22 protein-coding genes are annotated in these 24307 nt (G+C 68.0%); 9 read left to right on the top strand and 13 right to left on the bottom strand.

The annotated features are described in order from the left end of the window. Positions 1-39: 39 nt before the first annotated feature. Both ACXJKD_RS19145 and ACXJKD_RS19140 read right to left on the bottom strand, forming a co-directional pair. Complete coding sequence (locus ACXJKD_RS19145; protein ID WP_457256502.1) at positions 40-408, bottom strand: hypothetical protein; 369 nt, start codon at positions 406-408, stop codon at positions 40-42. Beyond that, complete coding sequence (locus ACXJKD_RS19140) at positions 408-821, bottom strand: hypothetical protein (protein ID WP_457256500.1); 414 nt, start codon at positions 819-821, stop codon at positions 408-410. The genes ACXJKD_RS19145 and ACXJKD_RS19140 overlap by 1 nt, the downstream gene beginning before the upstream one ends. A 330-nt stretch (positions 822-1151) precedes the next feature. Here ACXJKD_RS19140 and ACXJKD_RS19135 point away from each other — a divergent pair, with 330 nt between their 5' ends. Together ACXJKD_RS19135 and ACXJKD_RS19130 are read left to right on the top strand one after the other, a co-directional pair. Beyond that, positions 1152-1907: an XRE family transcriptional regulator gene (locus ACXJKD_RS19135; protein WP_457256499.1), complete on the top strand. Its 756-nt coding sequence runs from the start codon at positions 1152-1154 to the stop codon at positions 1905-1907. 10 nt (positions 1908-1917) lie between these two features. Next, positions 1918-2388 (top strand): NUDIX hydrolase, encoded by a 471-nt coding sequence (locus tag ACXJKD_RS19130; RefSeq protein WP_457256497.1) that lies wholly within the window; start codon positions 1918-1920, stop codon positions 2386-2388. Here the strand turns inward: ACXJKD_RS19130 and ACXJKD_RS19125 are convergent, their stop codons facing one another. Together ACXJKD_RS19125 and ACXJKD_RS19120 are read right to left on the bottom strand one after the other, a co-directional pair. After that, the gene (locus ACXJKD_RS19125; protein ID WP_457256495.1) at positions 2389-2937 is read right to left on the bottom strand and encodes an HDIG domain-containing metalloprotein; all 549 of its coding nucleotides are present in this window, start codon (positions 2935-2937) and stop codon (positions 2389-2391) included. A 47-nt stretch (positions 2938-2984) separates the two neighbouring features. After that, the gene (locus tag ACXJKD_RS19120) at positions 2985-3287 is read right to left on the bottom strand and encodes a hypothetical protein (RefSeq protein WP_457256494.1); all 303 of its coding nucleotides are present in this window, start codon (positions 3285-3287) and stop codon (positions 2985-2987) included. 618 nt (positions 3288-3905) lie between these two features. On the opposite strand from ACXJKD_RS19120, the gene ACXJKD_RS19115 reads away from it, so the two are divergent. From ACXJKD_RS19115 to ACXJKD_RS19090, 6 genes are all read left to right on the top strand, one after another. Continuing rightward, on the top strand, positions 3906-4070 hold the full coding sequence (locus ACXJKD_RS19115) for a hypothetical protein (protein ID WP_457256493.1): 165 nt from the start codon (positions 3906-3908) through the stop codon (positions 4068-4070). Beyond that, a complete protein-coding gene (locus ACXJKD_RS19110; RefSeq protein ID WP_457256491.1) occupies positions 4067-4300 on the top strand; it encodes a hypothetical protein in 234 nt (77 codons plus the stop codon). The genes ACXJKD_RS19115 and ACXJKD_RS19110 overlap by 4 nt, the downstream gene beginning before the upstream one ends. A gap of 2 nt (positions 4301-4302) precedes the next feature. Beyond that, entirely contained in the window at positions 4303-5193 is an 891-nt protein-coding gene (locus ACXJKD_RS19105) for a hypothetical protein (protein WP_457256490.1), read from the top strand. Continuing rightward, on the top strand, positions 5190-5771 hold the full coding sequence (locus tag ACXJKD_RS19100) for a hypothetical protein (RefSeq protein WP_457256488.1): 582 nt from the start codon (positions 5190-5192) through the stop codon (positions 5769-5771). The genes ACXJKD_RS19105 and ACXJKD_RS19100 overlap by 4 nt, the downstream gene beginning before the upstream one ends. Before the next feature lie 194 nt (positions 5772-5965). Next, on the top strand, positions 5966-7255 hold the full coding sequence (locus ACXJKD_RS19095; protein ID WP_457256487.1) for a helix-turn-helix domain-containing protein: 1290 nt from the start codon (positions 5966-5968) through the stop codon (positions 7253-7255). Next, positions 7252-7881 carry a hypothetical protein gene (locus tag ACXJKD_RS19090; RefSeq protein WP_457256485.1) on the top strand — a complete coding sequence of 210 codons (630 nt, stop codon included), beginning with the start codon at positions 7252-7254 and terminating at the stop codon, positions 7879-7881. The genes ACXJKD_RS19095 and ACXJKD_RS19090 overlap by 4 nt, the downstream gene beginning before the upstream one ends. Positions 7882-8357: 476 nt before the next feature. Here the strand turns inward: ACXJKD_RS19090 and ACXJKD_RS19085 are convergent, their stop codons facing one another. Then, positions 8358-10124, bottom strand: coding sequence for a hypothetical protein (locus ACXJKD_RS19085; protein ID WP_457256483.1), 1767 nt, complete (start codon positions 10122-10124; stop codon positions 8358-8360). A gap of 890 nt (positions 10125-11014) precedes the next feature. Between ACXJKD_RS19085 and mobF the strand changes: the two genes are divergently transcribed. Then, complete coding sequence (mobF, locus tag ACXJKD_RS19080; protein ID WP_457256482.1) at positions 11015-13942, top strand: MobF family relaxase; 2928 nt, start codon at positions 11015-11017, stop codon at positions 13940-13942. Between the two features lie 677 nt (positions 13943-14619). Here the strand turns inward: mobF and ACXJKD_RS19075 are convergent. The 8 genes from ACXJKD_RS19075 to ACXJKD_RS19040 form a co-directional block, all read right to left on the bottom strand. Beyond that, the gene (locus tag ACXJKD_RS19075; RefSeq protein ID WP_457256480.1) at positions 14620-15024 is read right to left on the bottom strand and encodes a response regulator; all 405 of its coding nucleotides are present in this window, start codon (positions 15022-15024) and stop codon (positions 14620-14622) included. Positions 15025-15223: 199 nt separating this feature from the next. Further along, a complete protein-coding gene (locus ACXJKD_RS19070) occupies positions 15224-17044 on the bottom strand; it encodes a phosphoenolpyruvate carboxykinase (GTP) (protein WP_457256574.1) in 1821 nt (606 codons plus the stop codon). Positions 17045-17256: 212 nt separating this feature from the next. After that, positions 17257-18174 (bottom strand): pyridoxal 5'-phosphate synthase lyase subunit PdxS, encoded by a 918-nt coding sequence (gene pdxS / locus ACXJKD_RS19065; protein ID WP_457256478.1) that lies wholly within the window; start codon positions 18172-18174, stop codon positions 17257-17259. Positions 18175-18385: 211 nt separating this feature from the next. Further along, positions 18386-19483, bottom strand: coding sequence for an alanine dehydrogenase (gene ald, locus ACXJKD_RS19060; protein ID WP_457256476.1), 1098 nt, complete (start codon positions 19481-19483; stop codon positions 18386-18388). Between the two features lie 45 nt (positions 19484-19528). Then, positions 19529-21019: an NAD-dependent succinate-semialdehyde dehydrogenase gene (locus tag ACXJKD_RS19055; protein WP_457256475.1), complete on the bottom strand. Its 1491-nt coding sequence runs from the start codon at positions 21017-21019 to the stop codon at positions 19529-19531. An 8-nt stretch (positions 21020-21027) separates the two neighbouring features. Then, positions 21028-22302 (bottom strand): aminotransferase family protein, encoded by a 1275-nt coding sequence (locus ACXJKD_RS19050; RefSeq protein ID WP_457256473.1) that lies wholly within the window; start codon positions 22300-22302, stop codon positions 21028-21030. 27 nt (positions 22303-22329) lie between these two features. Continuing rightward, entirely contained in the window at positions 22330-23070 is a 741-nt protein-coding gene (locus ACXJKD_RS19045; protein WP_457256471.1) for an SDR family NAD(P)-dependent oxidoreductase, read from the bottom strand. After that, positions 23067-24290 carry an aminotransferase-like domain-containing protein gene (locus ACXJKD_RS19040; protein WP_457256469.1) on the bottom strand — a complete coding sequence of 408 codons (1224 nt, stop codon included), beginning with the start codon at positions 24288-24290 and terminating at the stop codon, positions 23067-23069. The genes ACXJKD_RS19045 and ACXJKD_RS19040 overlap by 4 nt, the downstream gene beginning before the upstream one ends. Between the last annotated feature and the right edge of the window lie 17 nt (positions 24291-24307).

The following is a 24307-nucleotide window of genomic DNA, read 5'->3' as shown; positions in this document are numbered from 1 at the left end:
CTGAGCCACGGCAAGACGTCAGCCATCAGGGTGGCGGTCTCAGCCGTCCAACAGTCCCAGCTGGCGACGGGCGTAGATCCGCTCCGCATCGCTGAGGTGGCGCTGTTCGCTGAAGATCCGCAGAAGCCCCGGCCAGCCGGAGGGACTCCCGGCTAGCAGGCGGTGCACCACCCGGCGGGAGCTTGGTTCAAGCCCGAGCTGCTCCAGCATCCGCTTGGTGCAGGCGCGCGAGTTCCCTCCGGCGCGTTTGGCGGTCACGGTGACCAGCGGGTCGGTCGCGCCCCGCTGCGCCGCAGCCACCGCCCGGGACAGCAGGATGTCGGCCGCCGGCACCACGACCGACAGTCGGGGGTCGTGCTGCCCAAGCCGGAGCTCGTCGCGGATCCATTCGTCCAGCGCCGTAGCCATCACCAGACCTCCATCGCTTCGCGGGAGACCCACTGCACCGCATCACCGGGGCGGACACCCGTCATGCCGCGCAGGGCGTCGGCCTGGGCAGCGCGGGCCGAGCCACGGTCGCGGCGCGTGGCGGCGCTGCGCAGGTGGGAGTAGAGGGCGTCGGGGCGCAGCCTGCGTGCCTTGGTCTCGTGCTTGAAGAGCCACTCCATGGCACAGATCAGCTCCGCGGTGGCGTGGTCCTCGGTGACGGTGACGGCTGCGGTCGACCCGAGCGGGACAACCTCGGCACTGATACGGGTGCAGACCTCGTCGCGGACCACCAGCCACAGCCGGTCGCGTTGCCTGCTGGGCCTGTCGAGCCGCGGGCAGTCCAAGAGCGCTCGCATCACCGCCTGCGCCCTGCCTTGCTGTCTGAACGTCATCACTGCCTCCCCTGTCCCGGATGCGGACCAGCGCTGCTGCCTTTCAGGCAAGGGCGCCGAACAGTGATCGGCAAACGACGACCAGCGTGCCTGTGGATGGGTGCGACGGGTCGCGGGTTATCCACAGGTGCCTGCGCAGGTCTGCTGTTCACGGTGCTCATCCGCTTCACTAGTCACTGGCCGCTCTCGCCGAGCGACCGCCGCTGATGCGGCGCATGTTCAGGACAGCCGCTGGGGCGGGGACGCGATAACCGCGCCACGGGACGGTTCGGGACGTCCGGCGGGGCGGCACATGTGACAGCACGTCCGCACGAGGCAGGGAGGAACGCGATGGCGAACGAGCGACTGCGGGCGGCGCTGGTCGGCGCGAACCTGTCTGTCGGCGGCCTGAGCGAGATCGTCGGGGTGGACCCCAAGACCGTGGAACGGTGGATCACCAAGGACCGCGTGCCCCATCGCGTTCACCGGATGGCGGTCGCTAGCGCGGTCGGCAAGGACGACGGCTTCCTGTGGCCCACAGCGGTTTCGGAGGCGCAGCGAGGTGAGACAAGCCGCGAAGAGCTCGTGGGCGTCCACCCCAGCCGTGGCGCCATCCCGATGGCGCTCTGGTCCGGCCTGCTCGCCCAGGCGCAGCGGCAGATCGATATCCTCGCCTTCGCAGCCACGTTCCTGCACGACGCCGTGCCGGACTTCGACGCCACCCTCGCGCAGCGGGCCGCGGACGGTGTCCAGGTGCGCCTGTGTCTGGGTGACCCTGCCTGCGACGCGGTGCGGCTGCGCGGTCTGGAGGAAGGCATCGGGTCCTCCCTGGCCGACCGGTGCACCCTGACCTGGAAGTACTTCCGGCCCTTCCTCGACGAGCCGAACATCGCGGCCCGGATGCACGAGCAGACGCTCTACGCCTCGATGTTCAGGTTCGACGACGACCTGCTCGTCAACACCCACGTCCTGGGAGCCGCCGCCGGCAGCTCGCCCGTGCTGCAGCTGCATCACCTGCCCGGAGGCCGCATGTTCACCCACTTCCTGGACGGGTTCGAGCGCACCTGGGACACCGCCCGGGCGGTGGGGGCCGCCGACATCACGTAGCGTGACGGCCATGCCCCGGATCGACTACATCGATGACCCGAACGCGCCCGCCGCCAACAGCGTGGTGCCGTCCGTGACCGCTGTCGTCCAGGACAACCAAGGCCGGATCCTGTTGATCCACAAGACCGACAACAACCTGTGGGCCCTTCCCGGGGGCGGGCACGACATCGGGGAGTCCATCGCCGACACCGTGATCCGCGAGGTCAAGGAGGAGACCGGTTACGACGTGCAGGTGACCGGCCTGGTCGGCACCTACACCAACCCCCGGCATGTCATGGCTTACGACGACGGCGAGGTGCGGCAGCAGTTCTCGCTGTGCTTCAGGGCCCAGCTCCTCGGCGGCGAGGTGCGCACCAGCTCCGAGAGCAAGGCGGTCGAGTGGGTCACCCCCGGGGACCTGCTCGAGCTGCCCATGCATCCCTCTATGCGGCTGCGGATCCAGCACTACCTCGAGCACCGCGACCAGCCGTTCATCGGCTGATCAGGTCCCCTGACGCCCGGCGTACCCGGTAGCGGCGCGCTGCGCGCACTCCCGCAGATAGGGCGAGGACTTCTCGATCGCGCGGTGCACCGGGTGGTCGGCCGGGTAGCGCTGGAGGATCTCGGCTAGCCGCTCGTCCACCGCCACGACGCCGCCGGCCGGGTCGGTCGTCAGGTCGGCCAAGGTGAGGGCGTCGAGGGCGGCCTGGTGCGGCCGGTCGAACGCGTGAAGCTCGGTGTCAAGGCCGCGCTCGACCGCCTCGAACTCGGCACCGGTGTGGTAGGCGACCAAGGACACAACCTCACGTGGTGCGCCCAAGGCGCTCAGGTGGCGGGCGCCGTCGAGGGCGTGGAGATCGGTGCGCGCCACCGAGGGGGCGTAGCCGATGTCGTGCAACCACGCCGCCAGAACGACCGCAGGGTCGGCGCCGGCGGCGACCATCTGCTCGGCCCGGCGGGCCACCTGCACGGTATGCCGCCAGCGGCGCCCCAGCGGCCCCACGAGCGACTGGGCAATCGCTCGCGCCCGCTCATGAGTCCATGGCTCCACCGGGCCAGCGTAGAAGAGGCGCACCAGGGTCGCCGACCCGACGGCGCTCACGGTGCGGATGGCCGCTGGGGTATGCCGCGCGGCTCAGTGGCCGGCCGCGTGCAGCGCTGGTGGGCGCGCCTGACGACGCCGACGGGCTGGCCCAACAGCTGCGCGGCACGGTCGACACCTGAGACGTCGACCAAGGCCGCGACGGCGCGGTCGACCTCGCCCTGCGCGGTCTCGACCTTGCCCTGTGCGCGGGCGAGTGCCGCATACGCCTTGGTCGTGGCCGCCACGGCAGCCGACTCGGCGCGCTGCGCCTCCTGCAAGCGGCGACGGGCGTCGCTGCCAATCGGGATAGTTGTCATGCTCAGCTCCTTCGTTGGCGAACTGAGTTGATTACGCCGAGGTCGGGGCACGACGTGGCGAGTCCGCTTGCCCTTGGAGACCTCCTCCCCCGCCGCTGCGCTACGTCACGCGTACCGCCTTGACCACGTCCGCGCGGCTGATCGAATGGACGGTCCCCTGGACCGGGTCGCCGACACCCCACCACGACGGATCGAAGATGTAGTCCCAAAGAGGCCTCGAGTTCGTGACAAAGGTGCGGTGCCAGTCACTGAGCCGCGCATCGCGGAACGCAGCTACCCGCTGGTCCCAGGAGTCCCAGGGCAGTTTGAACCGGACGGACCATCGCTCATCCGACTCGCCCGGCAGAGGCGCAACATCCAGGCTGCGGTTGCGGGATCTTGTGGAAGTGTCCCGCCAAGTTCGCGCTGCTTCTTGGCGAGACACTTCCTGCCTGCTGCATTGCACTGCCAGTTCCCCGATGCCGAAGACAGTCCAATTTCTCGGCGGACACTCGACCTACGGTCTCGTCTGGCCGGGACACTCCTGGCTCGAGTCGGCATTTACGGCGAGGCTCTCGTCGTCGGCACGGCGCGTACATGGTTCGTGGCAACATGGGGTGAGGTCAACGAGGAGGATGAATGATCGAGGAACGCCCGTCTCTGTACGTCGTTCATGCGACACCCGTCTCTGACTCGTCCGAGCCCGCAGGCGTGCAGCTGGCAGGGACAAGGCGTACTGCGCAGATCGAGAGCGTCGACGAGGAATTCGCGCCGACCATGCTCGCGGCGGACGTGTACCGATGACCCACGAGCCCTGCGTTGCATCCACTTCGGCCGACGAGGTCGTTGCCGCCGCGGCAACGGGGAGCCCGGCCGGTGCCGGGGTCTCCTTGTTCACCGCACACGCTGTGCCCGTTGCAACCCGCGACCACGACAGCGCGCCGTTCTCCATGAGTACGCGCATCACCGCGTCCATCGAGACCGTCGACAACGACCGGAGCGTGCTGAGTCAGGCCGCTGGCGCCTTCACCTGAGCGTGGCTGTCATCGTTGGCTCGCGTCGCGACCCCCACGTTGCCGCTGTCCTGGAACACGTGTCGGCTGATGTTGTCGTTGTGGACGCGGAGACGTTCTTGGCCCGCCCGTTCACGATGGGCGCCGACGGGCTGGTGCTCGACGGTGTCCCGGTCGGTGGTCGGGGTTGGTTGCGGCGGTTGGCTGGGCCCGAGTGGGTGGAGCCCATGCGTGGTGGGGACCTCGACGGGGCTGTCCGTCAGTCGGCGGTTAGCGCCCTCGCGACCTTTTTGCGCGATGACCGGACCCGGTGGCTGACCACGTTGGACCAAGTTGCTGCCGCTGAGAACAAGCCTTGGCAGTACCGCTGTGCTGCGCCGCTGTGCCCGGTGCCGACGTGGCTTGTCACCACCGACAGGGCGCAGTTGAGTGGCGATGGTACGTGGGTGGCGAAGCCTCTGGGTCCGGGCCACTTCTTCGACGACGACGCCGCCCCGGTTATCGTGCCGACCCGGGTCGTCACGGTTGCGTCCTTGGAAGCTGTCGCGGGTGCCCCGTTCCTGTACCAGCATCGTGTCGAGGCATCGGTCCATGCACGCGTCGTCACGGTTGGCGGTGACGTGTTCTCTGCGACGCTGCCCGCCACAGGGCTTCCGGATGACTGGCGACTATCGGCGGCCGCACACGAGGGGTTCGTTGATGAGCGCGCGCCGCAGATGGTGCACGAGCAGGCGGTTGCCGTCGCTGGAGCGTGCCGGGTTGGGTACTCCTCCCAGGACTGGATTCGGGACACCGATGGGACCTGGTGGTTCGTGGACCTCAACCCTGCGGGTCAGTGGCTGTTCCTGCCGGCCGGGCCTGCCGGCGAGGTGACTCGGGCCTTGGCTCGTTGGCTCCAGCAGGAGGGGTCGTGAGCTCAGACTGGTTGCACGAGGCGCGCATCTACTTGGTCTACGCCAGTCTGACTGTGCGCACCGGTGCGCCGACGCCGAGGCTGCCGGTTCCTGGACCGCAGTTGCCCTACCCTCCGGCGGATTGGGACCGCGACGACCTGGGTGACTTTATCGCCGAAGCTCGTCGCAGCATCGACGGTCAGCAGGCGGACAAGCGTGAGACTCGCTCACGTGCCCAGGTCGTGCTGTCCACGGCGCTGCTGCTCGGCGGCGCCGTCGTCGCCTCCTATGGTTCGGTCAAGCACCCTGGATGGCTCACGATGGTGACCTTCTTGCTCGCGTTCGTGCTCGACGGGTCGGCTGTCCTTGCGGCCGCTGGCATCCTGACTGGCCGCTCCGACATCGGAGCTCCGTACCTGCCGGACGTTCTTGCGGCGGAGCGCGGAGGTTGCCTGAGGGTCTTGGCGCGCGAGTACGCGGAGGCGGAGCATCTGGGCCACGACACCGTGGCCGCCATGGTCACGGGGTTGCGGACCACGGTGCTGGTCATGGTTGCAAGCTTCTTGATGCTTGCCATCACGCACCCGCTGACGCACTGACCTGCGCACCAGGGCAGGTCGTGGCCGTGTGCGCTCGCGCTGCGGTTCGTCGGGCGACATAGTCTCCGGAACAATCCATCGCAATTGTGTGTTGGCGCACTTGCGATTGCTGCTATTGTGGGAACCATCTCAGCGAAGCCGCGCCCACCGTCCCGGTTGGCGCATCGAATATCCAGACCCAGGGAGGGACTGTCATGACTGTCGAGGAGAGCGCGTCGCAGGTTGCGCAACTGCTTGGCCTGTCGCCGCTGCCCGGTCCTGTCGATGCGGCTGCTCCAGCACTGGACGTGGAGGTGGGTCGTCGCGTTCGGGTTGCTCGGCGGCGTGCGGGGATGGAGGCGGCAGCGTTGGCCACCGCGGTCGGGCTCAGTGCGGACAAGCTGTCCAAGATCGAGAACGGCAAGCGTCGGGTTGCGCCGCGTGAGCTTCCGGCGCTTGCTCGCGTGCTGCGCGTGTCGATGTCCTCCCTGATGGGTGTGGCTGATGTTTCGCGCCCTGCTTTGGCCCTGGCGCATCGGGTTGCTGCGGGGGCTGGTGAAGGTGCGACGTCTGGCGCTCGAGGTCGGGCCATCTCGCTGTTGGAGGCTGAGGACCGGTTGGCTCAGCGGTCGGACCTGCCCGGGAGGCAGCTGTCGCCGGCTGGGGCAGCCGTGGCGCAGCTGGTCGCTCAGGACTACGCGCAGACGCCGCGGACGAAGCCTGAAGCTGTTCGACAGGGGCGGTCGCTCGCCGAGGAGGTCCGCAAGCACTTGGAGCTGGGCGCATCCGCCGTCGGGGACCTCCCGGCGTTGATCGAGATGCACTTTGCGGCTGACGTTGCGTTGAGCCCTCTGGGCGATGGGTCCGATGGGTTGTGCGCCCACGACGGGGATGCGGCTTTGTTGGTGGTGAACACCGACTTTCCGCTGGGGCGGACGCGGTTCACGCTTGCTCATGAGCTCGGGCACCATCTACTGAACGACGCCAGGGACGTCATTGAGGAACGGCAGAGCGACATGTACGCCGGGACCTACCTCGAGCGCCGGGTCAACAGTTTCGCCGCGCACTTGTTGTTGCCGGTGAAGGCCGTGCGAGACACGATGACGTGGTTGGGTGCGACGGCACAGGACATGGCGGACGGTACGACCCGTGGCCAGTTGGCCATCGGATACCTGATGGCGCAGCACGGCGTCTCTCTGCCGTGTGCCTTGGGGCAGATCGTCGACGCTGGTTTCTTGACTGTGGTGGTGAAGGAGCGCCTCGTGCGGGAGCTGTCGGCGGGGAACCTGGTTCGTGTGGCGCAGCCGTGGGTGCCGGACCGGCCAGGTCCTGAGCAGGTGCTTCGTGAGCTGCGTCCGCCGGCGAGGTTGTCCACTGCGGCGGTCGAGGCGGCCCGGTCCGGTGCGGTCGGCATGCACACGGTGTCGGTGGTCCTTGGGCGTGAGGACGATGAGCAGCTTCTTGATGAGGTCATGTTCGGCGTCTTCGCACCGGCGATGGCGTGAGCGGTCAGCCGGGCTCTCACATCTGGTTTGTCGACACGGCGTCAATGCTGTCGATGGCCGTCCATGCCGACATCGCTGCGGTGGTCCTGGCTGAGATTGGTGACGACCCGGTGATGGTCGTCGACATCGTGAGGGACGAGCTCGAGTTCCGTTGCACTCAGACGGAGACGGCACAGCTTGCGCAGACGGCGTTGGCGGACTTGCCGGAGGGCTGGTTGGCCGTCGACAGCGAGCAGTGGGTCACGCTGGAAGCCGTGAAGACCGCTCAGGCGGACGTTGCGGATGGGCGCCCGTTGAAGTCGGACAGCCAGCACTGGGCGGAATCGGTCATCATCGCCATGTGCCGCGCTTCGGGCGAGGGTGACTCCACAAGGATGAAGGTGCTCCTGTCGGAGGACTATGACGCGCGACGCGTTGCTGCTCGTGCGGTGAACACGACTGGCGTCTCTGTTCACGGGCTGATACACAATCGGGTTCAGGGCAACCACCTGTCCGCTGAGCGAGCCGGGCAGCTGGCGGACCTGTTGAAGGATGCGGGGCGCGGGCCCGAGGTCAGTGCGGAGGACTTCGCCGACCCGACCGGCCGCAAGCTTGGTCGCGTCGGGTTGCCGAAGCCTTCGATCTGATCTGGTCGTTGGCCCGCACTGGTCACCGTGCCTGGATGAGTCAGTGAGGGGTTGCGTGGGATGGCTCGCGAGGCTGCGCTGGGCCATCCGGGCTGCTGACAGCCTCCAGTTCCGGTTGTCAGGGAGGTGCCTTGGGCCGGACGGGTCGAGGGAGGCCAACCCTTCGCTGGTCAGGCCCCAGAGCGCTTCGTACGCCTGCGTCAGGGAGAATCTGGCGCGCGCTCGGATGGCTTGGGGTTGGTATGAGTCCCTGAACCGGGTGTCTGTGCCCGGGGTTGCAGGGAGTTCGAGCGCTACCGAGCGGGCGTCGTCGCTGGCCATGGCCGGACTCTAACGACCCGCGCAGGACGGGGCGAGGCTTCTGGGAGCGCGTTCGAGTTCGTTGGTGTCCGGCCCGGCGCCGTCGGGGGCGGGAGCTCACCGCGCGTTGCGGCGTCACTGAACACCGCCGGGACCTGGCTCCGGGACGGACGCGGTCAGGAGCCGAGTGCGTCGAGTTCCTTGGGGAGCTTCTCGGGGATGTCGCGCAGGCCCCATGCGACCGGGTTGAGCGGCTCGCCGCAATTCTTCAGACGCTCGGGCATGAGCAGGCGGAACGTGGTCCCGTCCAGCGTCGCAATGGTCGTGCTGACCTGCTCACCGGCACGCAGCCGCTCCGCTACTTGTTCACGGTCGGAGACGCCGACGTTCGGGTGCCAGAACCGGGCGTCGGGAAGGTTCAGCTCCATGTCCGCGATGGTTGGGTTCCACGGCTCCTGGGTGAGGATGAGCTGTCCGGCGGGCTGGTCCAGCAGCTTTCGCAGTCCTGGGTCGTCGGCGTTTTCGAGGGTGACGTCGAAGCTGGTGACGTTGGGGCTCATGACGACGTGGCCTTCGAGCATCAGGCGGACGCATCGCAGCCAGATGCGCTCCTGCGTGCTCATGGAAGCGGGGATGGTCAGGTCTGCGGAGATGTCCCGGCCGATGCTCTCGAGGTCGACTGCCAGGCCGTTGAGGTCTCGCAGATGTTCGGTCCAGTCGTCGGTGTCGGCACGGCCGAAGGTGTGAGCTGCCTTGGCGTGGAAGAACCGGGTGCCGTTGAAGCTGACGTCCATCTGTGTGGATGCCTTCAGGTCGAGCACGAGCTGTGTCGCTTTCCGCACCCGGGTTGGGTCACCGTTGGCGCCACCGGTGTCGTAGGACAGGTCCATGCGGCACGTCCCGCCCTCTTGCGGTGGGAGCAGGTAGGTAAGGGACACGGTGTCATGGAATAGCACTTGGAGGGAGGCGCCAGCGCCGCCGGCGCCGCCGTGCAGCGCACGCCCGATGTGCGTGGCGACAAGTCGACCGTCGGAGTCTGAGAGGACGAGCTTGATGCTGGCGCCCTCCACTGCAGTGTTGACGGGTGCGCACCACGTGACCTGGACGCCGTCGGTTGGTTCGCGGTGCACAAGGGGTGGCCCGTCGATGTGGAAGTTCTTCACGGTGGATGCGGGGAGGGTCACCTCGCCGGCAACCCCGTAGTCCAGGCTGCGGCGCAGCGTCGCGCGCAGCTCGGCATGCTCGTCGTCATCCAGGTCCGCGGTGAACGCAACCTTGATAGGGCTGACCTCGGGGGCTTGGGGGTGCTTCGCCCGCAGGGTCTGGATGATGGTCTTGCCCTGGGTGGCGATGTCGAGTGTCCAGTGTGGGTCGGAACCGTCGATGACGTCCTTGAGCCCGGCGACGCGTTGCGCAACGTCGGTCATGCCACCTGTCAGGGCGGCGGACTCCTCCCGCAGCTGTGTGAGCAGCTCGATGGCAGCTTCTCCACGCCGCATGACGTTGATGACGTCGGGAAACTCGACGAGCAGCGCGTCAAGCTTGGTGCGACCCCAGGGCGTGATGGTCAGGCTGGCGTTGTCAGCCCGGAGGTCGCTGATGAAGGCGTTGTCCGACTTGTGCGGGACGGACGGCCACACCAGAACCCACTCGTCTGGGTTGTGTTTGAGCGCGGAGGCCAGGGACCGCTTGATCTGCTCGCGCCGGTCCTTGTGCTTGCCGGAGAAACCTTCGGGAAAGTACTTCAGCTGGAAGATGGTTCGGTGCCCGTCCGCGTTCACCATGAAGACGTCGATGCCGCCGTCGCCGCCGCGACCGTCCAGCGGCACCACTCGGGCGATTGCCGAGTACTTCAGGTAGAGCAGCAGCTCAACGGTCCGGTCGAACTCGTGCTGCTCGAGCCGGTCCCATTCCCACACGGGTCGCCTCTGTTCTCGCATCATCGACCTCCCCTCTTCGCAGTCCTTGGGACCAGTCTCTGATGCATCGCTGACAAACATGTCCCCGACGCGCCCTCTTGGGTCAGGCGGTGCTCCGGTTGGCCTTGGGACGACGACGCGGGGTTGCGGTGCCGGGCCCTGAGTCGAAGATGCCGCCGATGGGTTAGGTGGGTAGGCATCCAGCGAGGCGGCGGCTGGTGTGCAAGCGGGCCAGGGCGGGTTGGCGCATCGGGTCGCCTGTGGTGATGGTGCCTGCGTGGGTGTTGGCGGTCCCGTCGGGGCCACTGCGGCCAGTGGCACGTCGGTGCCTGCTGGCACGGTTGGTGGATGGCGTCCATGCCGGGGGTGCACAGGTCACGCGCGGCGGCGGTCAGGGCCCGCCTGTCTGCGACGGTGGTGTTTGGGTGGTCGGCGGCTTCGATGAGCCGTGCTGCATGACGCCACATCCAGCGGCACGCCTCGACGAAGTGCGGGTCAGCGGCCGCCGGATCGCCGACCAGGACGCCGTCGCCGGAGGTGCTCGTACGCGCCACGGCTCTGGAATGTCCACAGGGTCACCCTGGGCCCGTCGAGGTCTCGTGGCATGAGCCACGGTGCGCCGAACAACGCGTGACGTCGCGGCACTCGCTCGAACGGAGGCAGGCGATCCGGTCGTCCGATCTCCCGGCTCACGCGAGACAACACCAGCGTCCCTGACCTCAGGCCCTGCCATCGCAACGCCTCCCCCCGCCCATCACCCGCCCACCGACCCGCCCACAGCCTTCCCGACCTACCGCATGCGGCATACCTGGCCACCCGCCACTCCCACCGACCACGAGCGCCACACTGTTGGCACCAAGGTGGCTCGCGTGGCCCCGGCGGTGCCCCGTCTGCCCCGTTTACCCGTTGTGACGATGTCGATCAGGCGCATGACCCTGGGTGCCGGCTACCGGTACCTGATGTCGTCGGTAGCGCGGATGGACGAGGCCGGCGCAGCCGCCGGGCTGACCCGGTACTACTCCGTCGAGGGCACCCCGCCGGGCACCTTCCTCGGCGCCGGCTTGACGGGCCTGGCCGACGGCGCGGGTGTCGAACCCGGGACCGTCGTCACCGAGGAGCAGCTGTGGCGGATGCTCGGGATGCTGCAGGACCCGGTCACCGGTGAGGCCCTCGGACACCGCCCGGCGGGGCCGCGCACCACGGTTATCGACCACCTTGGCCGAGCGCGGAGAGCATCCCAGGCGGTGGCCGGGTTCGACCTCACCTTCTCCGCGCCCAAGTCCGTGTCCGTCGCTTGGGCACTCGGCGACGACGACACCCGGCGGCGGATCCACGCCGCGCACCGGCGCGCCCTGGAGGCGGTCATCGCGTACGGTGAGTCGCAGGTGTTCGCCACCCGCACCGGGCGCGGCGGTGTGGTGTCCGAGGACGTGCGCGGGGTGGTCGCGGTGGCGTTCGACCACTGGGACTCCCGCGCCCATGACCCTCAGCTGCACACCCACGTCGTCGTCCTCAACCGCGCCCAGACCGTAACCGACGGCAAGTGGCGCACCCTCGACTCCAAGGCCCTGTTCCGCGCGACGGTGGGCATGTCAGCGCTGTACAACGGGATCCTGGCCGACGAGCTGACCGCCGAGTTGGGCTGGGCCTGGACACCGGAGCACCGCCGCCGGTCGGCGGAGCCGAAGTGGGAGGTCGACGGTGTCCCCGCACCGCTGCGCGATGAGTTCTCGCAGCGGACCACCGCGATCGAGGACGCCACCAAGCACCTGGTGACCCAGTTTCGAGCCGCGCATGGGCGACCCCCGGTCGGGTCGGAGATCCTGCGGCTGCGGCAGCAGGCCACCCTCGCCACCCGCGACGCCAAGACCCTGAAACCGTTGGGTCAGCTGATCGAGGAATGGCGCCACCGCGCAGGCCCGCACCTCGACACCGACCCGGCGTCGTGGGTGGCCCGACTCGCCGCCCGCAACACCCAACCCCTGCTCGCCGCGTCCGACATCGACGACGCCATCCTGCGCGACGCCGCCACCCTGGTGCTGGACAAGGTGGCCGACAAGCGGGCCACGTTCACCCGCGCGAACCTGCTCGCCGAGACCCTGCGCCAGCTCCACGGCGTGCGGTTCGCCACCCCCACCGACCGCATCGCCGTTGCCGAGAAGACCGCCACCTACGCCGCCGAACGGGCGGTCATGCTCACCCCACCCGAGGTCGGCCTCGTCCCGGAGGCGCTGCAACGCGCCGACGGGTCCAGCAAGTTCCGGGCCCGCAACAGCGAGGTCTACGCCACCGCCGAGCTCCTCGACGCCGAAGCCCGACTCCTCGAACTCGGCCGCGCCACCGACGCACACACCGTGCCCGCTGTGGTGGCGGCGCGGGTGGTCGGCTGGTCCCCGCCTGGCCGCGACCACCCTCTGTCCGGCGAGCAGGTAGACGCGGTGACGAGCGTTGTCACGTCGGGGCGGCCGCTGGACGTGCTGGTCGGCGCGGCCGGGACGGGGAAGTCCACCACGATGGCCGCCGTCCGGGCAGTGTGGGAGACCGCCCACGGGCCCGGCTCGGTCGTCGGACTCGCCCCCTCCGCCGCCGCGGCGGAGGTCCTCGCCGACGCCGTCGGCGTGCCCACGGAGAACACCGCCAAGTGGCTCTCCGAACACGACCACACCCCCGAACGACTGGAGGCGCTGCAGGGGTACGCCGGCCGGCTGGCACGTGCCTACCCCTCACCCCAAACCCGGGCACTGCAGCAGGAGGCCCGCGCCGCATGGGACGACTACGCCCGGTGGGCGCTGCGGCCCGGGCAGCTCGTCATCGTCGACGAAGCCTCTATGGCCGCAACGAAAGACCTGCACCGCATCGCCACCCACGCCCACCGGGTGGGGGCGAAGGTCCTCCTCGTGGGGGACTGGGCGCAGCTGTCGCCGGTGCAGGCCGGCGGCGCATTCAAGCTCCTCGCCGACGACCGCGGCGCCGACACCCCCACCCTGCACCAGGTGAAACGATTCGCCCACGACTGGGAAGCCGACGCCACCCTCCGGCTGCGCCGCGGCGAGCCCAGCGTTGCTGCCACCTATCTGCGCCACGGTCGGGTCCAGGCCGGTGGGCGCGAGGACCTGCTCGACCTGCTCTTCGACGCCTGGCGCACCGACACGAAGGCGGGCCACCGGTCGCTCATGCTCGCCGCCGACACCCAGACCGTGACCAGCCTCAACACCCGAGCCCGGGACCACCGCATCGCCACCGGTGAGGTGGCGGCGGATGGGGTGCGGCTCAGTGACGGGACCACGGCCGGCGTCGGTGATGTCGTCGTGACCCGGCTCAACCAACGCGCCCTGGCCACCGGGCGCGGGTGGGTCAAGAACGGCGACGACTGGGTCGTCAACCAGGTGCACCCCCACGGGTCGCTGCACGTCACCCGAGCCGGTGGCGGGGCCGCGGCGGTGCTCCCGGCCGACTACGTGACCGAGCACGTCGAGCTCGGGTATGCCACCACCGCCCACCGCGCCCAAGGCCGCACCGTCGACACCGCCCACGCCTACATCACCGCCGCCACCCTCCGCGAACCCCTCTACGTCATGGCCACTCGCGGCCGCGAGACCAACCATCTCTACGTCGACACCGCCCACGACCCCGACAGCCCCACCACCCACGGCCCACCCGACTGCGCCCACCCTCTCGACGTGCTCCGCACCGCCATCACCACCACCGGCGCCGACAGCTCAGCCACCGGCGTCCGGAGCGCAGAGGAAGTCGCCGCCTGGGCGCCATGGCGCCTCGAAGCCCAAGGCGCGGTCATCCAGGATGCCCGAGGTTCCGCCGTTCAAGACGTACCCCAGATTTGACCCTGAGAGTTCTGGCGGCAAGGGGGCGCCAACGACGGCACCAGGCCGGAAGAGTGGCACGCGGTGCCGACGCGTCTCCACGAACGCTGTGAAACCCGGCATCGTAACCTGAGCCGCCCGCGGCCGGCCCGCATCCATCACAGCCCCGCCTCGTCCGGGTTCAAGACGGGCCTCAGGTCGCCGGCACAGCCTGCCTGTGGGTTTCTGGGATCGACCACCGCCGCGCACCGACTGCGCAGGTCCACGCCTGTCGAAGCGTCCACCCAGACGCACCCGCCGAGGCAGGCACACTACTGGGAAAAGCCGCACACCAGACAGGGCACGACGCCGCGGATCGCCACCCGCCTGAACGGAGTCGATCTCTGGAGCGAGTTCCTCGGCGGCGGCCAGCCTGCGGTACCGCCCGCGGGTGCCGGGTTCGTCGGAGCACCTCGGCAGAAGCCAGCATCGCCACCCGCTGGTGTCGCAGTCGCGCCAGCGACCCTCGGCTCGAGCACCGATTCGTTCGCCAACACGTGCATCGTGCCCTTCCTTCTTGCACCCCGGATAGTGGTCCCTCACATCAGCCTGTATTGAGGTAGACAAGGTCGGCGTGTGTGGTCCCGACGGTGGCTTCGTCACTACCCAAAGACGTCGACGAGAAGTCTCTCGGACGGTGGGCCATGAACATCGCCTGCTCAGTCCGCTGGGTCGGTGATGATCACGCGGGCCGGGTGCGGCAGTGGGGGGCGGCCAACGAGGTGGTGCGCGACGAGGGCCGTGACGTGGGCACTCGTGAGCGGCTTCCTCACGTAGTGGTTCGCTCCGGCCAGCAGGCCCGCATCGATCTCGAACTGTGAAGTACGCGCACCGAGCAGAATCACCGGAACGTCCGCAAGGTGGCGCTGGCGTCGGATCCACCAGCAGACCTCAATGCCACTGAGACTGGGCAGTTGTACGTCAAGGAGGACCACGCTAGGGCGCAGGTCGGCCAGCATTTGGATGGCCTGTCGTCCGTCCTCAATTGTTACGGATGCAAGACCAACCAGGCCCACAGCCGCGGACAGTGTGGCGCGAACATTCGCATCATCGTCGGCGATCAACGCGATGGGCTGGTCGGGCGAACGCTGTCTCCGGGCCCCGCCCGTTCGCCCGGCGTCAGGGCGGCTCACGGGCCCTCAAGAGCAACGGCGCCGTTCAGTCCTTGTGCAGTCTGCCCGTGAAGATACAGCCCCAGCGCATTCACAATCGCTGGTCCCCAAACGGACTTGACATCATCCGCTGGAGTGCCACAGGGCAAAATCACGCGAGGCCGAGCCGGGCCTTGAGGCCGTCGAGCTCGACCTGGAGCTGGGTGGGCAGGGTGTCGCCGAACTTGGCGAACCACTCCTCGATCTGCGGGATCTCGGCTTTCCACTCCTCGGGGTCGACCTTGAGTGCCTGCTCGATGTCGGCGGCGGTCATGTCGAGGCCGGAGGTGTCGAGCGACTCCGGGGTCGGCACGTGGCCGATCGGGGTCTCGACGGCGGCGGCCTTGCCCTCGATGCGCTCGATGGCCCACTTGAGGACGCGGCTGTTCTCGCCGAAGCCGGGCCACAGGAAGCCACCGTCCTCGTCGCGACGGAACCAGTTGACGTAGAAGATCTTCGGCAGCTTGGACGCGTCGGCGTCCTTGCCGAGGTTGACCCAGTGCTGGAAGTAGTCGCCGGCGTTGTAGCCGATGAACGGCAGCATCGCCATCGGGTCGCGGCGGACGACGCCCACCGCGCCGGTCGCGGCGGCGGTGGTCTCGGACGAGAGCGTGGCGCCCATGAAGGTGCCGTGGATCCAGTCGCGCGCCTCGGTCACCAACGGCACGGTCGTCTTGCGGCGGCCACCGAAGAAGATCGCCGAGATCGGCACACCCTTGGGGTCGTAGTACTCGTCGGCGAGGATGTCGCACTGCTCGATGGGGGTGCAGTAGCGGCTGTTCGCGTGGCTCGACAGCTCCTCGGAGTCCGGCGTCCAGTCCTGGCCCTTCCAGCTGGTGGCGTGGGCCGGGGTGTTCTCCAAGCCCTCCCACCAGATGTCCTTGTCGTCGGTGAGCGCCACGTTGGTGAAGACCGAGTTGCCCTTGTTGATGGTCTTCATCGCGTTGGGGTTGGTGTGCTCGTTGGTGCCCGGGGCGACGCCGAAGAAGCCGAACTCGGGGTTCACTGCATACAGGCGCCCGTCGTCGCCGAAGCGCATCCAGGCGATGTCGTCGCCGAGGGTCTCGACCTTCCAGCCCGGGATGGTCGGGGCGAGCATCGCGAGGTTGGTCTTGCCGCACGCGCTCGGGAACGCGGCGGCGATGTAGTAGACCTGCTGCTCGGGGGAGACCAGCTTGAGGATGAGCATGTGCTCGGCCAGCCAGCCCTCGTCGCGGGCCATCACGCTCGCGATGCGCAGCGAGTAGCACTTCTTGCCCAGCAGCGCGTTGCCGCCGTAGCCCGAGCCGTAGGACCAGATCATCCGCTCTTCGGGGAACTGGACGATGTACTTCTCGGGGTTGCACGGCCACTTCACGTCGGCCTGGCCGGGCTCGAGGGGGGCGCCGACGGAGTGCAGGGCGGGGACGTACTTGGCCTTGTCGCCGAGCTCCTCGATCCGGCGCAGCACGTTGACGCCGGTGCGGGCCATCACGCGCATGGAGACGACCACGTACTCGGAGTCGGTGATCTCGACCCCGAACATCGGGTTCTCGGCCTCGACGTGACCCATCACGAACGGGATGACGTACATCGTGCGGCCCTTCATGCAGCCGGCGTAGAGCCCGCGCATGAGGTCCTTCATCTCGTTCGGGTCCATCCAGTTGTTGGTGGGCCCGGCATCCTTCTCGTCCACGGAGCAGATGTAGGTGCGGTCCTCGACCCGGGCGACGTCGGTCGGGTCGGAGGCCGCGTAGAAGCTGTTCGGCTTCTTCTCCTCGTTGAGGCGCACGAAGGTGCCGGCCTCGACGAGCTTCTCGGTCAGTCGGGTCCACTCGGCGGCGGAGCCGGTGACCCACTCGACGTGGTCAGGGGTGGTCATCGCTGCCACCTCGTCGACCCATGCCCGCAGGCCTGCGTGGGTGCTGGTTCGACGTGGGAGCTGGTCAGCCAGCTGGGTCGACCTGTTGATCACTCCTCTTCAACCCTTATCTCTTTGGAGGCGACCGTCGGGCCCCGTCAGGTGATGCGCCAGGCAGCCAGCCCGGTCGAGCCGCACAAGGCTTCGCAAGCAGGCTCTCAACGGACTTGGCTCTCCGTCTGCAAGCGCGTGACTCCCACAGCCCTTCCGCGGATACAGGGAGGACAAGATCAGCATGTTCACGGCTACCAACCGCGCTCGGACAGGCGGTGCGGCTCGGGGATCTCGTCGACGTTGATGCCGACCATCGCCTCACCGAGACCGCGCGAGACCTTGGCGATCACGTCGGGGTCGTCGAAGAAGGTCGTCGCCTTGACGATCGCCTCGGCGCGCTGGGCCGGGTTGCCGGACTTGAAGATGCCSGAGCCGACGAAGACACCCTCGGCGCCGAGCTGCATCATCATCGCSGCRTCGGCCGGGGTCGCGATGCCACCGGCGGTGAACAGCACGACCGGSAGCTTGCCGAGCTCGGCGACCTCCTTGACCAGGTCGTAGGGCGCCTGGAGCTCCTTGGCCGCGACGAACAGCTCGTCCTCGGGCAGATTCTGGAGCTTGCGGATCTGCTGGCGGAGCTGGCGCATGTGCGTGGTCGCGTTGGAGACGTCGCCGGTGCCGGCCTCCCCCTTGGACCGGATCATCGCCGCGCCCTCGGTGATCCGGCGCAGAGCCTCACCCAGGTTGGTCGCACCACAGACGAAGGGCACCGTGAAGTTCCACTTGTCGATGTGGTTGGCGTAGTCGGCCGGGGTCAGCACCTCGGACTCGTCGATGTAGTCGACGCCCAGGGACTGCAGCACCTGGGCTTCGACGAAGTGGCCGATGCGGGCCTTGGCCATCACGGGGATCGAGACGGCCGCGATGATGCCGTCGATCATGTCGGGGTCGGACATGCGCGACACGCCACCCTGGGCGCGGATGTCGGCGGGGACCCGCTCGAGGGCCATCACGGCGACGGCGCCGGCGTCCTCGGCGATCTTGGCCTGCTCGACGTTGACGACGTCCATGATGACGCCGCCCTTCAGCATCTCGGCCATGCCCCGCTTCACGCGGGACGTGCCGGTCGTCGGCTGGGTGGCAGGGGTGTTTGTCGCGTCGGCGGACATGGGATGGCTCCGATCTTGAAGATCATTCATGCAGTTGTTGAACATCCGATCCGACGCACGAGGGCGCCGTTACTCCGCGTGGTGCGACGACCGCGCTAAGCCGGTCCACGCCCGACCGGGCCAGCATCGCGATTGACCTTTTTCGCTGTGGTCGCGGCGCGGGGCGCGTCGTGGCCAGGATCCTTGGCCAAGCAAGTGCTTCAGACATGTCTCAGGCGAGCGAGCTTGGCAGGTCCAAGAACGCTTCGGCCACGCCGGGATGGCTAATACGCCCACCCCGGGTGTTGACGCCGAGCCGCAACGCCGGGTCTGCCGCCAGGGCACCTTCGACCCCGAGGCCGGCCAGACGTCGCACGTAGGGGAATGTCGCGTTCGTGAGGGCACGGGTGGAGGTCTGTGGCACGCCGCCGGGCATGTTGGCGACGCAGTAATGGCGTACACCGTCGACGTCGTAGATCGGGTCGGCGTAGCTGGTTGGCCTTGAGGTCTCGAATGCGCCGCCCTGGTCGATGGCCACGTCGATGAGCAGCGCACCCGTCGGCAGCATGGCCAGGTCGGCCCGGCTGACCACCTTGGGTGCGGCCTTGCCGGGTACCAGCACGGCGCCGATGACGACGTCGGCTGTGGCCAGCTCGCGGGCGAGGGTGGCGGGGTCGCTCATGACGACCCGGGCGCGGCCGTCCAGGATGTTGTCAAGTTCGCGGATGCGGGTCGGGGAGGTGTCCAGGACGGTGACCTCGGCCTGCATCCCCAGTGCCAGGAGTGCGGCCTGGGTGCCGACGACGCCGCCGCCGATGACCAGCACGCGGCACGGGGCTACTCCCGGGGATCCGCCGAGGAGGCGCCCCGGGCCACCTTCGGGAGCGGTGAGGTAGGTGGCGGCGGCGTGTGCGGCGAGCCGGCCGGCGATCTCACTCATCGGGGTCAGCAGGGGAAGTCCCGTGTGATCTTGCACGGTCTCGTAGGCGATGCCCAGCGTCTTGGTGTTCAGTAGCGCTTCGGTGAGCGGGCGATCTGCCGCCAGGTGCAGGTAGGTGAACAGGGTGAGGTCTTCGCGCAGGGAGCCGTACTCCGGTGCAATCGGCTCCTTGACCTTGACGAGCAGATCGGCGTTGGCCCAAGCCTCGGTCTGGTCGACGAGCTTGGCACCGGCCTGCTCGTACTCGTCATTGGTGAAGCCAGCGCCGTTTCCGGCGTCGTGTTCGACGAACACGTCATGACCGTCGCCCACGAGGCTTGCGACGCCAGCGGGCGTGATTCCGACGCGGGCTTCCTTGGTCTTGATTTCCTTGACGGTCGAGATGCGCATGGTGCTGTCCCTCACTGCTTCTGGACGGGGTGGGCGATGGTTGGCTCAGGTCGTGGTGCGGCGGGCAACGTTGTAGAACCGGACCTCTTGGTACTCCTCGAGCCCCTCGGCGCTGCCTTCTCGGCCCAACCCGGACTGCTTGACGCCACCGAACGGCGCGGCCGCGTTGGACGGCACGCCCTGGTTGATGCCAACAAGCCCGGTTTCGAGGGCGTCGGCGACGTTCAGGGCGCGGTCCAGGTCTTGAGTGAACACGTAACCGGCGAGTCCGAACTCGGTCGCGTTGGCTCGCGCAATCACCTCGGCCTGGGTGCTGAATCGCTGGATCGCCGCGATCGGTCCGAAGATCTCCGTGCTCGCGATGTCGGCAATGGCCGGTACCTGGTCCACAACGGTGGCTTCGAAGTAGTGACCTGAACGACCGATCGCCCGGCCGCCGGTCAGCACCCGCGCGCCGTGGACGAAGGCGTCCTCTACGAGGCGTTGCATGCTCGCGACGGCGCGGGCGTCGATCAGGGGCCCGAGTGCGACGTTGTTGGCCAGGCCGTCACCAGTGACCGTTGCCGCCATCCTCTCGGTGAGTCCTTCCACGAAGGCGTCGGCGATGCCGTCTTGGACAAAGATCCGGTTGGCCGCGATGCAGGATTGGCCACCGTTGCGCATCTTCGCCGCATAGGCGCCGTCGACGGCCCGATCGAGGTCGGCGTCGTCGAACACGATCAGTGGCGCGTTGCCACCTAGTTCCATGGAGGGGCGCAGCACGTTCTCCGCGGCGAGGCGCAGTAGCACCTTGCCGACGCCTGTCGAGCCGGTGAAGGACACCTTGCGAACCCGGGGGTCCCGCAGGACGGCCTCGCTGAAGGCCGAGGCGTTGGTGGTGCTGATGACCTGGATCAGGTTCTCGGGCACGCCGGCGCGGTACGCCAGCTCGACGGCGTAGTACGTGGTGAGCGGTGTCAGCGCGGCCGGTTTGATGACCACGGGGCAGCCGGCCGCGAGGGCGGGGGCGATCTTGCGGGTGGCCATCGCCAGCGGGAAGTTCCACGGGGTGATCAGGATCGACAGTCCGACCGGGGCGCGGCGGGTCAGCAGGGTGCCCCCGCCGGTGGGGACGTCGCGGAAGTTGCCTGCCGGGCGGACGGCTTCCTCGGCGTACCAGCGCACGAAGTCGCTGCCATAGACCACCTCGCCGCGCGCCTCGGCCAGCGGCTTGCCCATCTCCCGGGTGATCAGCAGAGCGATCGTCTCTGCGTTCTCGTGAAGCAGGTCGTACCAGCGCCGCAGAATGTCGGCCCGTACACGTGGTGTGGTGGCAGCCCAGGCACGTCCGGCCTCATCGGCCAGCGCGACGGCTTCCAGCGCCTGGTCGGGACCGGTGTCGGGCAGGCTGGCGATCACCTGCCCGGTGGAGGGGTCGTTCACGTCGAAGGTGACCGGTCCGGTCGGCAGCTGCAAGCCGCGCAGCACGACATCCGCGGCGAGGGCGAGCTCCGGGTCGGCAACGGCGAGTCCAGGGACCACGGCGCTGCCGGACACTTGGGTGCTCATTTGGTCTCCTCCGCGAACAGGACGTCGTCGATGGCCTCGACGAACTGGCCAAGCTCGTCGTCGGTGGTGATGAACGGTGGGCTGATCTGCAGGGTGTTGCCGCGCAGAGGGCGGGAGATGAAGCCCCTCTCAATGAGCGCGTCGGCGGCGCGCTCGGCGGAGACCTCATTGACCAGGGTGACGCCGCCGAGGAACCCGCCGACCCGCACCTCGGCCACGCTCGCCCGTCGGGCCTGCAGCTGCTTGAGCAGGGACCCGAGGAGCTGCTCCAACTGGGCCGCACGGGGGATCAGCTTGTCTTGTTCGAGGATGTCGAGATTGGCCATGGCGACCGCGCAGGCCGTGGCGTGGCCGGCGTAGGTGGCGCCATGGCGGAAGATCGGGGTTGCGGGATCGTCGACGTAGAACGGCTGCCAGATCTTGGGCGCGACGAGAACACCGCCCAGGGGGGCGTACCCGGAGGTGACGCCCTTCGCGAAGGTGATCATGTCCGGTTTCAGGCCGAACCGCTCGGCCGCGAACATGTGGCCGGTGCGGCCAAAGCCGGTGATGACCTCATCCAGGATGAGCAGGATGTCGTGCTCGCGACAAAGCGCCTGGAGGGTCTCCAGGTATCCCGGTGCCGGTGGATTGACCCCACCGGTGCCTTGGATGGGCTCAGTCACGATGGCGGCAATGTTCTCCGCGCCGATGCTGATGATGGTGCGGGCGAGGGCGTCGATGTCGTGAACCGGCACGCGCGCGGTCTCCGGCACAAGGGATGGTGTGCCGTATCCCTCGCGGTTGAACTCGAGGCCCGCGATGCTGGTGCCGTAGGCGTGCAGCCCGTGGTAGGCGTGCTCCCGGCTGATGATCGTCTTCTTGGAGGTGCGACCTTCACGCTGCCAGTGACGTCGGGCCAGCTTGCAGGCCACATCAATCGCGTCTGAACCTCCGGAGTTGAGGATCACCTTCGGATCCTCAATCGGCGAAAGACCGGCCAGTCGCTCGGCCAGGCTGAGGGCCTGATCGTTCACGAACCGGGCGAAGATGTGGTGAGTCTCCAACTTCATCATCTGCGAGCGTGCAGCATCGGCCAGCGCCGGGTGGGAGTGGCCGATGTTGGCGTGCCACAGCCCGGCGGTGCCGTCGAAGAGGCGACGCCCATCCGCGGTGTGCAGGTAGCAGCCTTCACCGCGCTCGATCACGAGCTGGCGTCCAACGATTGAAGGAACGTGGGCCTGAGCCGGCCACAAGGCGGGCCCATCCAGAATCTGCTTGGTGTTAGACATGCTTGCGTCCCTTCTTCGGATGCTTGGTCAGCGGGCGGTGTAGCCGCCGTCGATGGCGATCGAGACACCGGTGATGTAGGAGGCGTCTTCAGAGGCCAGGAAGCTCACGGCCGCGGCCACGTCGGCGGGGACGGCGAGGCGACCTAGGGGGATGGCTTCGACTACGTCGCGTGCGGTCTGTGCGGGGTCGAACTGCTCGTTGACCCAGGCGTCGTACAGCGGCGTACGAGTCATGCCTGGGGCGACCGCGTTGACCCGGATATTGCGCGGGGCCAGCTCGACTGCTGCCGCCGTGGTTAGGGCCTTGATCGCGCCCTTGGTGGCACTGTAAAGGCTCATCGTGGGGACGCCGATGGACGCCAGCCGTGAGGTGATGTTGATGATCGAGCCGCCATGCTGCATGCGCTTGGCGCTCTCTTGCAGCACCGCGATCGTGGCGATCGTGTTCACTTCAAACAGCAGCCGCACCTCCTCGATCGGCGCCTCGAGGAGGTCGTCGGTGTGGTCCATGGCGGCGTTGTTGACCACGACGTCGAGACGTCCGTAGTGTTCGATGGCGGCTGCGGCGAGCTGTGCCGGTGCGTCTAAGGCAGTCAGGTCCAGGGGGATGAAGGTGGCGTTCGCGCCTAATTCCTCACGCACATGGTCGCCACGCTCCTTGTCGCGGCCGGTGATGACGATGTTGAAGCCGTCGACATGGAGTCGGCGGGCGATCTCGTGGCCGATTCCGGAGGTTGAGCCGGTCACGATGGCGGTGCGGCGGCTCATGAGCGCGTTCCGATTTTGTCGATGGCGTTCTTGAGCCGGGCGACCCCCACGTCGATGCGCTCCGGCGTGGATGTCGCAAAGCACAGGCGCAGGGCGTCGTGAAAGTTGTCGTTGACCGAGAACGCCGGCCCCGGGATGTATGCGACGCCCTCGCTCAGCGCGGTCGCGAACAATGCCTGGGTGTCGATCCGGGGGTCCGCGAAGGTGGCCCATAGGAAGAAGCCCCCGGCGGGGTCGGTGGTACGGACGGCGTCGCCAAAGTGGCGCGTGAGCGCTGCCCTCATCGCGTCTTTTCGCTCGTGGTAGAGGCTCATGACACGGTCAAGGTGGGGCTGCAGGTGTCCACCGGCGAGGAAGTCCGTCACGGTGAGCTGCGCCGGGACACTGGTGCACGTGTCCATGGCCTGCTTGGCGTTGATCAGCAACGGCTGGAGGCTGGGGTCGGCATCGACCCACCCGACGCGCAGGCCGGGAGCCAGGATTTTGGAGAAGGTGCGCACGGAGAAGATCAACGGGTTCCCCGGATCCAGCTCGTTCAGCCCGGGGATCGGGCTGTTCTCGAAGCGGAGCAGACCATATGGGTCGTCGTCGAGGATGACCGCCCCCCACTGCCCGGCGAGCTCGAGGAGCTGCTCCCGGCGCCGCAGCGACAAGGTGACGCCCGACGGGTTCTGAAAGTTAGGGATCGTGTAGATCGCTTTCGGCGTGCGACCGGTACGCGCGACCAGCTCGGGCAACGCCTCGACCACCAGACCGTTCTCATCCAGTGGGGCCTCGAGCAGCTCCGCACCGTAGGACAACGCGGTGGCGTTGCCGTTGGTATACGTGGGCCCCTCCACAATCACCAGATCGCCCGGGTCGATGAAGAGCTTGCACGCCAGATCCAGGCCCTGCATGCCGCCCGTAGTGATGGTGATCCGGTCAGCCGCGCTGGCGTATCCATGCTCAGACTGAAGTTTCAAGACCTCGCTGACCAGACCAGGCTCACCTTCAGAGGAGCCGTAACTGTACTTGCCCGGCACTGCACGGGCGGCAAAGCGGTCCAACAGCTGCACCGGCATGAGGTCGTCGCTCGGAGCCCCCATCGCGAACCGGACAATGTCATGCGTCTGGCGGGCTAGAAGAGACGTCGAGGAGTCGATGACCGAACCGACCAAGCTGTCCGATCGCAAAGCGAGAGGAAGCGCGTCACTTCCGCGGTCGCCCCTAATTGTCGTCATGAACCGACGCTAAGGCG

Source organism: Pedococcus sp. P5_B7, assembly GCF_054049895.1.
The sequence above is the reverse complement of the archived record's forward strand: the minus strand, read 5'-3'. Positions and strand labels throughout refer to the sequence as shown.

Coding starts and splice junctions, on each gene's coding strand:
- ACXJKD_RS19040 (WP_457256469.1), bottom strand. CDS start 24,290: ATGACGACAATTAGGGGCGACCGCGGAAGTGACGCGCTTCCTCTCGCT.
- ACXJKD_RS19110 (WP_457256491.1), top strand. CDS start 4,067: ATGACCCACGAGCCCTGCGTTGCATCCACTTCGGCCGACGAGGTCGTT.
- ald (WP_457256476.1), bottom strand. CDS start 19,483: ATGCGCATCTCGACCGTCAAGGAAATCAAGACCAAGGAAGCCCGCGTC.
- ACXJKD_RS19085 (WP_457256483.1), bottom strand. CDS start 10,124: ATGATGCGAGAACAGAGGCGACCCGTGTGGGAATGGGACCGGCTCGAG.
- ACXJKD_RS19115 (WP_457256493.1), top strand. CDS start 3,906: ATGATCGAGGAACGCCCGTCTCTGTACGTCGTTCATGCGACACCCGTC.
- ACXJKD_RS19050 (WP_457256473.1), bottom strand. CDS start 22,302: ATGTCTAACACCAAGCAGATTCTGGATGGGCCCGCCTTGTGGCCGGCT.
- ACXJKD_RS19120 (WP_457256494.1), bottom strand. CDS start 3,287: ATGACAACTATCCCGATTGGCAGCGACGCCCGTCGCCGCTTGCAGGAG.
- ACXJKD_RS19045 (WP_457256471.1), bottom strand. CDS start 23,070: ATGAGCCGCCGCACCGCCATCGTGACCGGCTCAACCTCCGGAATCGGC.
- ACXJKD_RS19145 (WP_457256502.1), bottom strand. CDS start 408: ATGGCTACGGCGCTGGACGAATGGATCCGCGACGAGCTCCGGCTTGGG.
- ACXJKD_RS19130 (WP_457256497.1), top strand. CDS start 1,918: ATGCCCCGGATCGACTACATCGATGACCCGAACGCGCCCGCCGCCAAC.
- mobF (WP_457256482.1), top strand. CDS start 11,015: ATGTCGATCAGGCGCATGACCCTGGGTGCCGGCTACCGGTACCTGATG.
- ACXJKD_RS19095 (WP_457256487.1), top strand. CDS start 5,966: ATGACTGTCGAGGAGAGCGCGTCGCAGGTTGCGCAACTGCTTGGCCTG.
- ACXJKD_RS19135 (WP_457256499.1), top strand. CDS start 1,152: ATGGCGAACGAGCGACTGCGGGCGGCGCTGGTCGGCGCGAACCTGTCT.
- ACXJKD_RS19140 (WP_457256500.1), bottom strand. CDS start 821: ATGACGTTCAGACAGCAAGGCAGGGCGCAGGCGGTGATGCGAGCGCTC.